The organism is Achromobacter sp. 2789STDY5608615 (assembly GCF_001298995.1).
GTDB lineage: Bacteria > Pseudomonadota > Gammaproteobacteria > Burkholderiales > Burkholderiaceae_B > Achromobacter > Achromobacter insuavis.
Map to the genome: position 1 here is coordinate 224,328 of NZ_CYTY01000006.1, position 13,305 is coordinate 237,632.

At 68.0% G+C, this 13,305-nt stretch carries 11 protein-coding genes; 4 read left to right on the forward strand and 7 right to left on the reverse strand.

Annotation, left to right across the window (positions count from 1 at the left end; genetic code table 11):
• Window positions 1-11: 11 nt before the first annotated feature.
• The 4 genes from leuC to AOZ49_RS07795 form a co-directional block, all read right to left on the reverse strand.
• Complete coding sequence (gene leuC / locus AOZ49_RS07780; RefSeq protein ID WP_054474790.1) at window positions 12-1,415, reverse strand: 3-isopropylmalate dehydratase large subunit; 1,404 nt, start codon at window positions 1,413-1,415, stop codon at window positions 12-14.
• Between the two features lie 260 nt (window positions 1,416-1,675).
• Complete coding sequence (locus AOZ49_RS07785) at window positions 1,676-2,515, reverse strand: M48 family metallopeptidase (protein WP_054432452.1); 840 nt, start codon at window positions 2,513-2,515, stop codon at window positions 1,676-1,678.
• Between the two features lie 42 nt (window positions 2,516-2,557).
• The gene (gene aroC, locus AOZ49_RS07790; protein ID WP_054432453.1) at window positions 2,558-3,625 is read right to left on the reverse strand and encodes a chorismate synthase; all 1,068 of its coding nucleotides are present in this window, start codon (window positions 3,623-3,625) and stop codon (window positions 2,558-2,560) included.
• A gap of 37 nt (window positions 3,626-3,662) precedes the next feature.
• Window positions 3,663-5,129, reverse strand: a complete 1,467-nt coding sequence (locus tag AOZ49_RS07795) for a putative bifunctional diguanylate cyclase/phosphodiesterase (RefSeq protein ID WP_054432454.1) — start codon at window positions 5,127-5,129, stop codon at window positions 3,663-3,665.
• Between the two features lie 611 nt (window positions 5,130-5,740).
• On the opposite strand from AOZ49_RS07795, the gene AOZ49_RS07800 reads away from it, so the two are divergent.
• On the forward strand, window positions 5,741-7,636 hold the full coding sequence (locus tag AOZ49_RS07800; protein ID WP_054474791.1) for an EAL domain-containing protein: 1,896 nt from the start codon (window positions 5,741-5,743) through the stop codon (window positions 7,634-7,636).
• An 8-nt stretch (window positions 7,637-7,644) separates the two neighbouring features.
• Complete coding sequence (locus tag AOZ49_RS07805) at window positions 7,645-9,183, forward strand: sensor histidine kinase (protein WP_054474792.1); 1,539 nt, start codon at window positions 7,645-7,647, stop codon at window positions 9,181-9,183.
• On the opposite strand, the gene AOZ49_RS07810 is transcribed toward AOZ49_RS07805, so the two are convergent.
• The gene (locus tag AOZ49_RS07810) at window positions 9,165-9,821 is read right to left on the reverse strand and encodes a response regulator transcription factor (protein ID WP_225856727.1); all 657 of its coding nucleotides are present in this window, start codon (window positions 9,819-9,821) and stop codon (window positions 9,165-9,167) included. The genes AOZ49_RS07805 and AOZ49_RS07810 overlap by 19 nt on opposite strands.
• On the opposite strand from AOZ49_RS07810, the gene AOZ49_RS33385 reads away from it, so the two are divergent.
• A complete protein-coding gene (locus tag AOZ49_RS33385; protein WP_231689970.1) occupies window positions 9,735-10,169 on the forward strand; it encodes a hypothetical protein in 435 nt (144 codons plus the stop codon). The genes AOZ49_RS07810 and AOZ49_RS33385 overlap by 87 nt on opposite strands.
• Here the strand turns inward: AOZ49_RS33385 and AOZ49_RS07815 are convergent.
• Together AOZ49_RS07815 and AOZ49_RS07820 are read right to left on the reverse strand one after the other, a co-directional pair.
• Entirely contained in the window at window positions 10,103-11,590 is a 1,488-nt protein-coding gene (locus tag AOZ49_RS07815; protein WP_054474793.1) for a protein adenylyltransferase SelO, read from the reverse strand. The two genes, AOZ49_RS33385 and AOZ49_RS07815, sit on opposite strands and share 67 nt — an antisense overlap.
• A complete protein-coding gene (locus AOZ49_RS07820) occupies window positions 11,587-11,958 on the reverse strand; it encodes a DUF2069 domain-containing protein (RefSeq protein ID WP_054432458.1) in 372 nt (123 codons plus the stop codon). The genes AOZ49_RS07815 and AOZ49_RS07820 overlap by 4 nt, the downstream gene beginning before the upstream one ends.
• Before the next feature lie 17 nt (window positions 11,959-11,975).
• Here AOZ49_RS07820 and AOZ49_RS07825 point away from each other — a divergent pair, with 17 nt between their 5' ends.
• The gene (locus AOZ49_RS07825; protein WP_054474794.1) at window positions 11,976-13,289 is read left to right on the forward strand and encodes a YihY family inner membrane protein; all 1,314 of its coding nucleotides are present in this window, start codon (window positions 11,976-11,978) and stop codon (window positions 13,287-13,289) included.
• Window positions 13,290-13,305: the final 16 nt, after the last annotated feature.

Below are 13,305 nucleotides of genomic sequence, written 5' to 3' on the forward strand. Positions count from 1 at the left end.
TCGATGGGCGCTTAACGGAACGTGCGGACGTCGACGAAATGGCCGGCCACGGCGGCGGCGGCGGCCATCGCCGGGCTCACCAGGTGGGTGCGGCCACCCTGGCCCTGGCGGCCTTCGAAGTTGCGGTTCGAGGTCGAGGCGCAACGCTCGCCCGGCTCGAGCCGGTCGGCGTTCATGGCCAGGCACATCGAGCAGCCCGGCTCGCGCCATTCGAAACCGGCCTCGATGAAGATCTTGTCCAGGCCTTCGCGCTCGGCCTGCTGCTTGACCAGGCCGGAGCCCGGCACCACCATGGCCTGGCGCACGTTGGAGGCCACGTGCTTGCCGCGCGCCACGACGGCGGCGGCGCGCAGGTCCTCGATGCGCGAGTTGGTGCAGGAGCCGATGAAGACGCGGTCCACGCGGATGTCGGTCAGCGGGGTGTTGGGCTTGAGGCCCATGTATTCCAGCGCGCGTTCCATGCCGCTGCGGCGCACGTCGTCTTTTTCGCGGTCGGGGTCCGGCACGCGCGAGTCGACCGGCAGCACCATTTCGGGCGAGGTGCCCCAGGTGACCTGCGGCTTGATATCGCGGGCATTGACTTCGACCACGGTGTCGAACTTGGCGCCTTCGTCGGTGCGCAGCGTGCGCCAGTAGGCCACGGCGTGGCCCCACAGCACGCCGGACGGCGCGAACGGACGGCCGCGGAAGTATTCGATGGTCTTGTCGTCAACCGCGACCATGCCGGAGCGGGCGCCGGCTTCGATGGCCATGTTGCAGACCGTCATGCGGCCTTCCACGGACAGCGCGCGGATGGTGCTGCCGGCGAATTCGATGGCGTGGCCGGTGCCGCCGGCGGTGCCGATGATGCCGATGATGTGCAGGACGACGTCCTTGGCCGTACAGCCGAACGGCAGTTCGCCTTCGACCTTGATCAGCATGCTCTTGGCTTTCTTCATGAGCAGCGTCTGCGTGGCCAGCACGTGTTCGACTTCCGAGGTGCCGATGCCGAATGCCAGCGCGCCCAGCGCGCCGTGCGTGCTGGTGTGCGAGTCGCCACAGACCACGGTCATGCCCGGCAGGGTCGCGCCCTGTTCCGGTCCGATCACGTGGACGATGCCCTGGCGCAGGTCGTTCATGCGGAATTCGGTGATGCCGTACTTGTCGCAGTTGGCGTCGAGCGTGTCGACCTGCAGGCGCGAGATCGGATCATCGATGCCCTGGGCGCGATTCATCGTCGGCACGTTGTGGTCGGCAACCGCCAGGTTGGCGCCGTTGCGCCACGGCTTGCGCTGGGCGATGGCCAGGCCTTCGAACGCCTGCGGGCTGGTCACTTCGTGCAGCAGGTGGCGGTCGATATAGAGCAGACAGGTGCCGTCTGATTCCTGGTGGACGATGTGGGCGTCCCAGAGTTTGTCGTAAAGGGTTTGGGCCATGGATGCGCTCTGCAAATAGACAATCCGGCTCGTGCCTCGCGTGGGGCGAATCCATCGCTTCCACGCCGGCCGCTGCGGCATGTGAAGGATTATGCCCAGCCTCTGAACCTAGTACAACTACACCCAATATACTAGTACTACCACTACCATGGTGAACGGCTGGAATGGCCGCAAGCGGCCGCGGCATCGAGGCAGGAAGACGGTCTCAAAAAGGGAGCTGCGCCACGGACGGCGTGCGGCTGGACCCGGGGCGGCCCCGCCTAGCGCGCCGCGCGGCCCTTGGATTGCTCGTACAGCGGCAGCACCTGTTGCGCCGCCGCCTGCAGGTCGGTGATGCGCGAGGCGGCCGACGGGTGGGTCGACAGGATCTCGGGCGGCGCGTTGCCGTTGTCGGCGGCCCCCATCTTCTGCCACAGCGTGACCGCGGCGCGCGGATCGAAGCCGGCGCGCGCGGCCAGTTCCACGCCCATGCGGTCGGCCTCGGTTTCGTGGGTGCGGCTGTTGGGCAGCGTGAACATCACGTCGCTGAGCTTGCCGCCCAGGTCCGACGCGGCGCTCGAACCGGTCGCGATCGACAGCACCTGCAGCCCCAGATTGGTGGCCATCTGCTGCGATACGCGTTCACGCGCGTGCTCGCGCAGCGCGTGGGAGATCTCGTGGCCCAGCACCGCCGCCAGCTCGTCATCCGTCGGCTTGATCTTGTTGACCAGGCCGGTGTAGACGGCGATCTTGCCGCCCGGCATGCACCAGGCGTTGACCTCGTCGCTGGTCAGGACGTGCACTTCCCACTTCCAGTTGGACGCGTCGGGGCGGAACACGCCGGTCTGCGCGATCAGGCGCTGCGAGATCGCGCGCACCCGCGACACGAGCTGGGCGTCGCGGTCCAGCAGGTTCTTGGCCTGCGCCTGCTTGAGGATGTCGGCGTACTGCTGGTTCGCTTCCTGCTCCAGCGCCTGCGACGGCACCATGCTGGACATGTACTGCGTCCGGTTGACGCCGATGGCGCCCGACTGGGTGGTGTTCATCCCGGTGCAGCCCGCCAGGGCGGCCAGGGACAGGACGGCCACAACGCGGCGCAAGGGATAGCGATTACGGCTCATGCCAGCCTCCAACAGTCAGGAACAACGGGACGTGCGCGGGTCTCAGGCCGGATCGCCGCACTGGCCGCGGTGGCGCAGGGCATGGTCGATCAGCACCAGGGCCAGCATGGCTTCGGCGATCGGCGTGGCGCGGATGCCGACGCAGGGATCGTGGCGGCCCAACGTCTGCACCATCACCGGCTCGTTGGCGCGGTTCACGGAACGGCGCTCGACCCGGATGCTGGAGGTCGGCTTGATGGCCAGCGACACCGTCACCGGCTGGCCGGTCGAAATGCCGCCCAGCACGCCGCCGGCGTGATTGGTGAGGAAGCCGTCGGGGGTGAGTTCATCGCCATGTTCGGAGCCGCGCTGCGCGATGCAGTCGAAACCGGCGCCGATGGAAACGCCCTTGACCGCGTTCAGGCCCATCATCACGTGCGCGATGTCGGCGTCCAGGCGGTCATAGATGGGCTCGCCCCAGCCGGCCGGCAGGTTCTCGGCCACCACCTCGATGCGCGCGCCGACCGAATCGCCATCGCGGCGCAACTGGTCCATGTAGGCTTCCAGTTCGGGCACGACGTCGGCATTCGGCGCGTAGAACGGGTTGTTCGGCACCTCGTCCCACGAGACGAAGGGAATCGGGATCGGGCCCAGCTGGCTCATGTAGCCGCGCACCTTCACGCCGTACTGCTCGGCCAGCCATTTCTTGGCCACGGCGCCCGCGGCCACCGTTGGCGCGGTCAGGCGCGCCGACGACCGGCCGCCGCCGCGCGGGTCGCGCAGGCCGAACTTGCGCCAGTAGGCGTAGTCGGCGTGGCCCGGCCGGAAGGTGTCGGCAATGTTGGAGTAGTCCTTGCTGCGCGCATCGGTGTTGCGGATCAGCAGCCCGATGGGGGTGCCCGTGGTCAGGCCCTCGTACACGCCGGACAGGATCTCGACCTGGTCGGCTTCCTGGCGCTGGGTGACGTGGCGCGAGGTGCCGGGACGGCGGCGGTCCAGCTCGTGCTGGATGTCGGCCGCTTCCAGCGGCAGCCCGGGCGGACAGCCATCGATGACGCAACCGATGGCCGGCCCGTGGGATTCGCCAAAATTCGTGACGGTGAACAGAGTACCAAGGGTATTGCCGGGCATAGGAAGTCAACAGGTGGGGGTTTGCGAGCAACCCCGATTATGACACCGCCGACGCCAAAGCCTGAATTTCCGCGGCGGGCGCGGGACGTCCCAGCAGGAAACCCTGCATCACGCGGCAGCCCAGCGACTTGAGGATCTCGCGCTGCCCTTCGGTCTCGACGCCTTCGGCCACCACCGGCAGGTGCATCGCCTGGCACAGCCCGAACAGCGCCGACACCACCTCGCGGCTGCCGGCGTCGGACTCGAGCGCGGAAATGAAGCTGCGGTCGATCTTGACCCAGTCGATGGGCAGGTGCCGCAGATGGTTCAGGCTGGAATAGCCGCAGCCGAAATCGTCCAGCGCCACGCCGATGCCCTTGGCCCGCAGGGTGTTCAGGATCTTCACGTGGCGCTCGTAGTGCAGGATGAAGATCGATTCGGTGATCTCCAGCACCAGCTTGCGCGGCGCCAGCTTGGTCGAGGCAAGCACGTCGGAGACCAGTTGCACCAGGCCGTCCTCGTTCATCTGCTTGACCGACAGGTTCACGTGCACGCGCCACGCCGCCGGCCACAAGGCCGCCTGCGAGCAGGCGCGCTCCAGGATCCAGGCGCCCAGCGGCACGATCAGGCCGCTGCGTTCGGCCAGCTCGATGGTCACGGCCGGCGACACGCTGCCCAGTTCGGGATGGTGCCAGCGCAACAGCGCCTCGCAGCCCTGCACCACGCCCGTGCCGCTGTCGCAGACCGGCTGGTAGTACAACTCGAACTGGTCCATCGACGCGGTCGTCAGGGCCAGCCGCAGGTCGTTTTCCAGGCCCTGCTGGTCGCGCTGGCGCGCCAGCATGCGGAAGTCGAACATGTTCCAGCCGGGGCCGCCGCGCTCCTTGAGCGGCACCATGGCCACCTGCACGCAACGCTGCAGTTCCTCGACGCTGCGACCGTGGTCCGGATACAACGCCGCGCCCACGCGGAACACCGCGATCAGGGGCCGGCCGCCCAGTTCGTAGGGCACGGACAGGTCTTCGAGCAGCTTGGCCGAGACCTGGGCGGCGCCCTCCTCGTCCACGTCCGGAATGCACACGGTGAAGGTGTCGGTGCCGGTGCGGGCGACCATGCCGCCCAGCGCGCGGGTCAGCAGGCTGAGGCGGTCGGCCACCATCACCAGCAAGGTCTGGTCTTCGCCGGCCCGCAGCATCGCGCTGATCTCGGCGTACTGGTCAAAACTGACCAGGAAAAACGCGCCAATGCCGCGCGTGCCCGAGCGGGCGCGCGCAATGCCCAGGGATTCCTGGTTATCCTGCACCGGTCCGCCAGGACCGAACGCGCCCCTGCCGGACTGTCGTTCAGCCTGGTTCAACCACGCGCGCGCGCGGCGATGCAGCTCCCGCTGGCTCAGGACGCCGGTCAATTCATCACGCGTCAATCGCCCGCGCAGGACGCGTTCCCGGCGGACGAAAAACAAACTTATCGCTGCAAGTGCGCCCACGAGCGTCAGGCACAGTGCGAGCAGGTAACTCTCACGCACGGAGCCCCCTATCTAGAAACCCTTGGCGTTGTGGTCCGGAAAGAAACCCAAGGGCTGTAACATTTTTTAAATTATGCATTATTTTCGCAAAAAAACGCCACACTTCAGGAGCAACGCGCTCCCTTTCCTTCGATTCCTGCCCTGATCTGGTTGCTCGTTGGGGGTCATGACGGTCCTTGGATAGCAGTCGCTGGCCGGTCCTTTGCGCCATGCCGTGCCCTTACTACGACAGCCGGAACCGGAAAATTAATACGGCCTGTCTCAATAGTTATCATCCGGGCAATTATCACGAACGAAATAATTGCACAGGTTGTCTGATATCGCAGGTGATTTCGTAATATTCTGTATGTTCTGTGACATGCGGAATTACAGCGTACGCGGCGACACTGAGGTATTAGTAACGTGTGTCACGTTTCTTATCCAGCATTTTTCCCGTCAGGGCACTTGCGCTGCCCGACGTCTCCCCTTTCACTGGCAGGCCGGCATTGCACGGCACCGGCAACGGTGCAGGCCACGAAGGGAACCTCTAATCCATGTCCACATTACGCCGGCTGATCCTCTGTACCGCTCTCCTGATTGCCTTCATCTTGCTTGGCGCACAGGCCTTGGGGATGCTGGCCGCCCACCGTTATCTGAACACCCAGCTGGCCCAGCAGGGCCAGGCTGGCGCCAGCGCGCTGGCCTGGGTCCTGTCGCACGACCCGGGCGGCGTGCAGGACAAGCGGCAGTTGGCCGACGATCTGTTCGGGGCCGGCATGTATGCGTTGGTGCGCATCGCCGGTGAAAACGGGGACACGCAGGCCGAACGCCGCGAGCCCGCCCAAAACGGGCAGGCGGGCGCGCCGCGCGACTGGCGTGACGCCTGGCTCTCCATGGACGCGCCGGCCGCCACCCGCCCCTATCTGGGGCCGGATGGGCGGCGGCTGGGCACGGTCACCGTGCAGGCCGACGCCCGGCTGGCGCGCGACACCCTGTGGCAAGGCGGCGTCCGCGTCATCGGCCTGACCCTGGCCGCCGGCGTGTTCTGGACACTGTTCGCCGCCAACCTGATGCGCTGGCTGGAGGCGCGAACCAGCCGCGACGGCCTGGGCCGCGACCGCGCGCGGGCAGAGGACGGCGCGAACGCCCGGCGCGCGCGTGAACCGGACGGCGTCGACGCGGCGCTGGCCGACGCCCAGCGCCAGGCCGCCGCCACGGTACAGCAGCAGAACGCGCGCATCGAGTCGCTCGAAAGCGAAATCCAGCGCGACGCCGTCACCCGGCTGCCCAACCGCAAGTATTTCATCGACCATTTCCGCCAGGCGCTGACCGGCCGGGTGGCCGACACCGGCGGCCACATCCTGATGTTCCGGCAACGCGACCTGGCCCAGATCAACCGGCACCTGTCGCGCGCCTTCACCGACCAGTGGCTGCGCTCGTCCGCCGACCGGCTGCGCAAACTGGTGGACGCCAACGGCGGCGCCGACATGACGCTGGCGCGCATCGGCGGTTCCGACTTTGCCCTGCTGATGCCGCGCACCTCCGCCCCCCAGGCGGGCTTGCTGGCCGAGCGGATCCGGCATGAACTGCGCTCGCTGCGCGTGCCGATGGACAAGCACGGCTGGTGCCGCTGGGCGCTGGCGATGGCGGCCTTCACGCCGGGCGACAACGTCAGCGACACGCTGGCGCGGCTCGACCACGCCCTGATGTGCGCCGAAAGCGCCGACGACGACCAGATCGCGCCGGCCAGCCAGGCGCCCGACAGCACCCGCATCGGCGAATACAGCTGGCACGACGCGCTGTCCACGGCGCTGGAACAACACCGGTTCTCGCTGACGGTGCAGGCGCTGGCGGACGTGCGCGGGGCATTGCTGCATTACGAAGCCAGCCTGACGCTGCACGACAGCCGCGGCGCCGATCCGGTGCCGGCCGCGATCTTCATGCCGCCCGCGGTGCGCCTGGGCCTGTCCGCCGAATGCGACATCCAGGCCATCCGCTTGGGGCTGGACTGGCTGTACACCCACGACGCCGGGCTGACGGTCCACGTGTCGCGCGCTTCCCTGGCGCAGGGCGCGTTCCTGTCGCGGCTGGAACGCATGCTGGCCGACCGGCCGGCCCTGTCCCCGCGCCTGATCGTCGAGATGGACGCGGCCGCGCTGGTCGAGCTTGGCGACGAGATGCGCCAGTTGTGCCGCATCGTCACCGCCGCCGGCGGCCGTGTCGGCCTGTCGCGCCTGTCGCGGCAATTCGGCGCGATGGAACACCTGCACGAATATCCCCTGTCATACGTCAAGCTGTGTGGCGGTTTCATTACCGGCATCCTGCACAGCCCGGGCAGCCAGCACCTGGCCGCGACCGTCGTGGCGACCGCCGCCTCGCTCGGCATGTCGGTGTACGCTGAAGACGTCCCCGACGACGCCACCCGCGCCACCCTGGAGAAGATCGGGGTCCACGCGATTCGCGGCGCTGTCGTAAACTTCGCCCGCGCGCACGACCACGCGCCTGACCAACAATGGGTTCCTAGTTGACGGAAGGATTGTTTCTTCGCACCCTTTGGCGCTCGCGCCAACGCCGCGCCGACCGCGCGGCCGCCCCGCGCGCGGCGCGCCGCGCATGGCCCGGATCGCTGGCAGGCCTGCTGGCGTGGCCCGGCGCCGCACTGGCCGACGCGCCCGGTCACGCATCCGCCGATCTGCTGATCGGCCTCACGGCCGGCATCGCGCTGGCCTGCGCCGTGGCCTGCCTCATCGCCTGGTTCTACACCCGCGCCGCGATCTACGGCGCCGGCCTGGCCTTCGCGCTGGTCGAGGGCATCCTGCGCACCCAACCCACGCTGTTCCCCGCGGGCGCGCTGCAGGCGGGCTCGTACGCGGCGCTGCTGGCCCTTTCCGTGCCCCTCATCACGGCCGGCCAACCGGCCGCGGCGCGGCTGGCCACCGCCTGCCGCTGGGCCTGCATCGGGCTGACCGGCCTGGCCGCGCTGGCGCTGATCTTCGTCTATGACACCGATGGCGGCCTGATGCCCACGCTGATCGCCGGCGCCGGCGCGACCGCCAGCGCGGTGCTGGCGGCCTGGTTCCTGGCCGCCGCCGCCCGCCCCTCCCCGCGCCGCGCCGCGACGCTGGCGCTGGGCGCGGTGCATCTGTCATCGGTCTGGATCCTGGCTCACGACGCCTGGTCGGCCCCCGCCGAGGGCGGTCCGCTGGTGCCGCTGGCGCGGCTGCTGCTGGCGCTGGCCACCCTGCTGCTGGCGGGACTGGAACGGCGGGTTCAGACGGAGCCCGCGCGCCAGGAAGCGGATGACGCCCAGCAACTGGTCCAGGGCGAATTGCGGCTGGTGGAAATGACCGGCGCGCTGGACGCGCAACGCCAGATGAACGCGCTGATCTCACACGAACTGCGCGCCCCGCTCGCCACCATCAGCGCCGCGGCGCAATCGCTCGACATGATCCTGTCCGGCAGCGGCGAGGCCGTCGACAACCGGCTGGCGCGGATCCACCGGTCGGTGACCCGCATGACGGAACTGATGGAACAATTGCTCAACCAGGACCGGCTCGGCGAGCAGGCCTGGACCCCGCGCGGCGAACAGACCGACATGTCCGAGCTGGCCAGCGACGTCGTCGCGGCCATGCAACCCGATACCGCCCACGCGTTGCGGCTGCAGACCAGCGGCGCGGCGCTGCCGGTCTATTGCGACCGCGCGCTGACCAGCGTGGTGGTGCGCAACCTGATCCACAACGCCGTCAAATACTCGCCCGCCAGCGAGCCGATCCGGATCGAAACCGGCCAGGCCGAGGAGCAGGGTGTGCCGATGGCGTGGGTGGCCGTGACCGATCGCGGCCCCGGCATTGGCGTGGAGGAACAGGCGCGCATCTTCGAGCCGCGCTTTCGCCGCGCGGCCCATCGTGAAACCCAGGGCATGGGCATCGGCCTGTATCTGGCGCGGCGCATCTGCCAGAGCCAGGGCGGCTCGCTGGCGATGCACAGCGAAGTGGGCGTGGGGACGCGTTTCGTCATCACCCTGCCCGCCCGGCCTCCCGGGCCGGACACGCAGGCTCAGGCCGCGAACACGTAACCCTGGCCGCGCACTGACAGCACCGGCAGTTTCAGGCCCGCGCTCTGCGCCTTGGCGCGCAGCCGGCTGACCAGCACGTCGATCCGGCGCAATTCGAACCCGCCCGGACTATCCGGCAGGAACAGCTCGGCCAGGGCCTGGCGGCTGACCGCCGAACCGGCCGCGTCCATCAACGCCATGAGGAAGGTCCGTTCCTGGGCGCTCAGGTGCAGCGACGCGCCATCCGGCGCCACCAGGATCCAGCCGCCATCCTGCAACGACCAGGAGGTGTCGGCCGCCGCCGCGCGGGTCTCGGCATCGGCCGGACGCGGCGACTTGGCCAGGCGCATGCGGCGCGCCAGGCTGCGGATGACGGAACTGAGTTCCAGCAGGTCGACGGGCTTGGTCATGTAGACATCGGCGCCGCCTTCCAGGCCGCGCACCCGGTCCTCGAGCGCGCTGCGGCCCGTCAGCATGACGATCCCCACCGGGCTCAGCGCGCGCAGGCGCGTCGCCACGGAAAAACCGTCCTCTCCAGGAAGATGGGCGTCGAGTATGACGATATCGCAGGGTTGTTCCTGCAAGCGGCGGTAGAACGCCGCGGCATTGTCACAGGCGAACGCCACACGGAAACCGTACCCGCCCAGGCCCAACGCCAACTCCTCCCGGAAGTCCGCATCATCCTCAAGCAGGCCGATACACAGCAAACCATCTGCGCCAGGCATATTCAGAGTGCTTTTATATTGAAAATTGTCGACAAATGCCCCAGTGACAGGCATGCCATCCTGAGTGTCCCGCAGGCGACAATCTTACGACTTTTACAATGGAAACGAATGATTGCAGAGAAAAAAACCGCGATTTTTCGTCTCAATGCGCCAATTTTCCGTATTTTCCGCACTCAAAATGCCGCTTTGCCATCAATACGCGCGCACAACGAACATCAGGACGAACAACTGACCTCGATGCCATTGGCCCAGTCCGGCGGCAGGCTGGCGTACTTTTCGTAGCCAGTCCGGGCCGTGAACGGCGCGCGCAGCAACGTCATCAGCGTCTCGATTTCGCTGGCGTCGCCGGCCTTGGCGGCGCGGATCGCCTCCTCGGCCAGGTGGTTGCGCAATACATATAGGGGATTGACCCGGTTCATGGCCTCGGCCACCTCGGCCGCCGGACGTCCGCCCTGCCCCTGGCGCGCCAGCAGGCGGTCGAGCCAGGCCGCGGCGGCCTCGCGGTCGATGAACAGGTCCTGGAACGGCGCGCGGTTGCCCGACACCGCGTCCGCCAGCCGCCGCCAGGTCAGGGTGAAATCGGCCTGATTGGCGTCCATCAGCTTGAGCAGGTCATCCAGCAGCGGTTCATCCGCCGGGAGCCAGGCCGCCAGGCCCATCTTGGCGCCCATGCGGTCATGGAAGGCGCGCGTGAACACACCCTCGAATTCGTCCAGCACCGCGCGCAGGGCATCGACATCCTGCACCAGCGTATGCAGGCTGCCGCCCAGGCGGTAGAGGTTCCACAGCGCCACGGAAGGCTGGCGGTTCCAGGAATAGCGGCCTTCGGAATCGGAATGGTTGCAGACATGGCCGAGCCGGAAACCGTCCATGAAACCATAGGGGCCGTAATCCAGGGTCAGACCCAGGATCGACATGTTGTCGGTGTTCATGACGCCATGGCAGAACCCCACCGCCTGCCAGTCCGCCATCAGCAATGCGGTGCGGCGGGTGACCTCGCGCAGCAGGCGCACGTAGGGCGCGGTGTCGCTCGGCGCTTCGCCGGCGGGCACGGCCCGGCATTCTGGGTAATAGCGGTCGATCACGTAGTCGGCCAGCGTCTTGAGCAGGTCCGGCTGGCGGCGCGAAGACCAGTGTTCGAACGAACCGAAGCGCACGAAGCTGGGCGACATGCGCGTCACGATGGCGGCCGTTTCCACGGTTTCGCGCCACACCGGATCGTCCGAGGCCACCAGCGCGAGCGCGCGGGTCGTCGGGATGCCCAGGCCGTGCATCGCTTCGCTGGCCAGGTATTCGCGCACCGACGAGCGCAGCACCGCGCGGCCGTCTCCCATGCGCGAATACGGCGTCTTGCCGGCGCCCTTGAGCTGCAATTCCCAGGCGCCCGCCGGCCCCTGGATTTCGCCCAGCAGATGGGCGCGGCCATCGCCCAGTTGTCCGGCCCACACGCCGAACTGGTGGCCGCTGTAGACCGCGGCCAGCGTATCGCCGCCGGGCAGCGGCTGCGCGCCGGAAAATACCCGCAGGAATTCCGGCGTCCGCAGCACGGCCGGGTCCAGCCCGATCAAGGCGGCGGCCTCGGCGTTGGCGTGCAACAGCCGCGGCTGGTTCAACGGTTGCGGCTCGAGCCGCGTGTAGAACGCGGCCGGCAGCGCCGCGAACGAATTGACGGCTTGCAGTTCGGACAGGGAATGAGCGCTCATGCGCGTTGGCTCCTGGCGGCCCGCTTGGCCGGCCGCACGTAGAAAATGGCGCTGACGAAGAACACCGTCGACAGCAGGATCTCGCCCCACGCCATCAGCACCGACAGCGGCGCCGGATCCGACATGGCGCGCACCACGCCCTCCATCAGGTAGAGCAGCGACAGCATCGAGGCCCACTGATACGTATAGAGGTTGCCGCGCACGATGCCGCGCAGCGGCAGCGCCAGCGGCAGCGCCTTGAGCAGCATCCAGGAGCCGCCCGGGCGCAGCGGCGCCACCAGCGTTTCCCAGGTGACGCACAGCACGATCAGGGCGAACAGCGACAGCGAGGCCGCCAGGCGCAAGCGGGGGTTGAGTTCAGGGTTCATGCTGCTATTATCGCCTGATGAACCGCCCCGCCGAGCCCGCCGCCGCCGCGACGGCGGCCCCCGAGCCCCCGCCCCCGCGCGCATCGTGGGCGGTGCGGGTCGGGCGTGCCTTTGTCTTCACCGCGCAGCGCGCCGACGAAGAAAAGCTGCTGCAGGTCGCCTCCAGCCTCACCTTCACCACGGTGCTGGCGATCGTGCCGATGCTGGCCGTGGTGCTGTCGCTGTTCACCGCGTTTCCCGTGTTCCAGGAATTCCGGGTCGCGCTCGAGGACTTCCTCGCCAACAGCCTGATGCCACCGTCCGTCTCGGACAACATCATGGAATACCTGAACCAGTTCGCCCGCCAGGCCTCGCGCCTGACCGCGATCGGCGGCGCGTTCCTGCTGGTGACCTCGCTGCTGCTGATCATGACGATCGACACGGCCTTCAATGACATCTGGCATGTCACGCGGCAGCGGCCGCTGCCGCAGCGGGCGCTGGTCTACTGGGCCGTCATCACGCTGGGGCCGGTGGTGGCGGGCGCCAGCCTCTGGGCCACCTCGTTCGTGGCGCGCGAATCGCTGGGACTGGTGCGCGACGTGCCCGAGATCGTCAGTGTCGCCATTTCGTTCATTCCGCTGGTGCTGACCGCCCTGGGCTTCGCCGCCCTGTTCGTGGTGGTCCCGAACCGCCAGGTGCTGTGGCGCGATGCCCTCATCGGCGGCTGCGTGACGGCGCTCGCGCTGGAGGTCATGAAGTCCGCCTTCGCCTACTACCTGACGCGGTTCCCCACCTATACCGTCATCTACGGCGCGTTCGCCACGCTGCCGATCTTCCTCTTGTGGATCTACCTGTCCTGGCTGGCGGTGCTGCTGGGCGCCACCCTGGCCGCCAGCGCCCCGCTGATCCGCCTGGGACGCTGGGAATTCAACCGCTACGCGGGCGCCCCCTTCGTCGACGCGGTGGAGGTCCTGCGCACGTTGCGCCGCGCCCAGTCCCGCACGCCCCCCGGCCTGCCGGCCAGCCAATTGGCCTCGAAGCTGAAACTGCACCAGGATGAATTGAACGACGTCCTGGAAACCCTGTGTGACATGAACCTCGTCACACGCACCCCGGACGACCTCTGGGTCCTGACCTGCGACGCCCGCGAGACCTCGCTGGAGCCGGTGGTCGACCGTTTCCTGCTGGATCGCGGCCAGCCGCGAGTGCGCGACGACGGCGAAATCCTGCGGGTCGCGGCGGCCGTGATTTCCCGGGAAAATACGCCCGTGCTGGAAGAACTCTGCGGAGAAGCGCAAAATACCGGAAATGGCGTCGCCCCGGTATTGCAGCTGGAAGCGAACAAGAAATAGCAATCAGGGCACCACC

What these genes read in the sequence shown, in the direction of transcription:
- leuC (WP_054474790.1), bottom strand. Translation starts at nt 1,415, where the DNA reads ATGGCCCAAACCCTTTACGACAAACTCTGGGACGCCCACATCGTCCAC.
- AOZ49_RS07785 (WP_054432452.1), bottom strand. Translation starts at nt 2,515, where the DNA reads ATGAGCCGTAATCGCTATCCCTTGCGCCGCGTTGTGGCCGTCCTGTCC.
- aroC (WP_054432453.1), bottom strand. Translation starts at nt 3,625, where the DNA reads ATGCCCGGCAATACCCTTGGTACTCTGTTCACCGTCACGAATTTTGGC.
- AOZ49_RS07800 (WP_054474791.1), top strand. Translation starts at nt 5,741, where the DNA reads ATGCTGGCCGCCCACCGTTATCTGAACACCCAGCTGGCCCAGCAGGGC.
- AOZ49_RS07815 (WP_054474793.1), bottom strand. Translation starts at nt 11,590, where the DNA reads ATGAGCGCTCATTCCCTGTCCGAACTGCAAGCCGTCAATTCGTTCGCG.
- AOZ49_RS07820 (WP_054432458.1), bottom strand. Translation starts at nt 11,958, where the DNA reads ATGAACCCTGAACTCAACCCCCGCTTGCGCCTGGCGGCCTCGCTGTCG.
- AOZ49_RS07825 (WP_054474794.1), top strand. Translation starts at nt 11,976, where the DNA reads ATGAACCGCCCCGCCGAGCCCGCCGCCGCCGCGACGGCGGCCCCCGAG.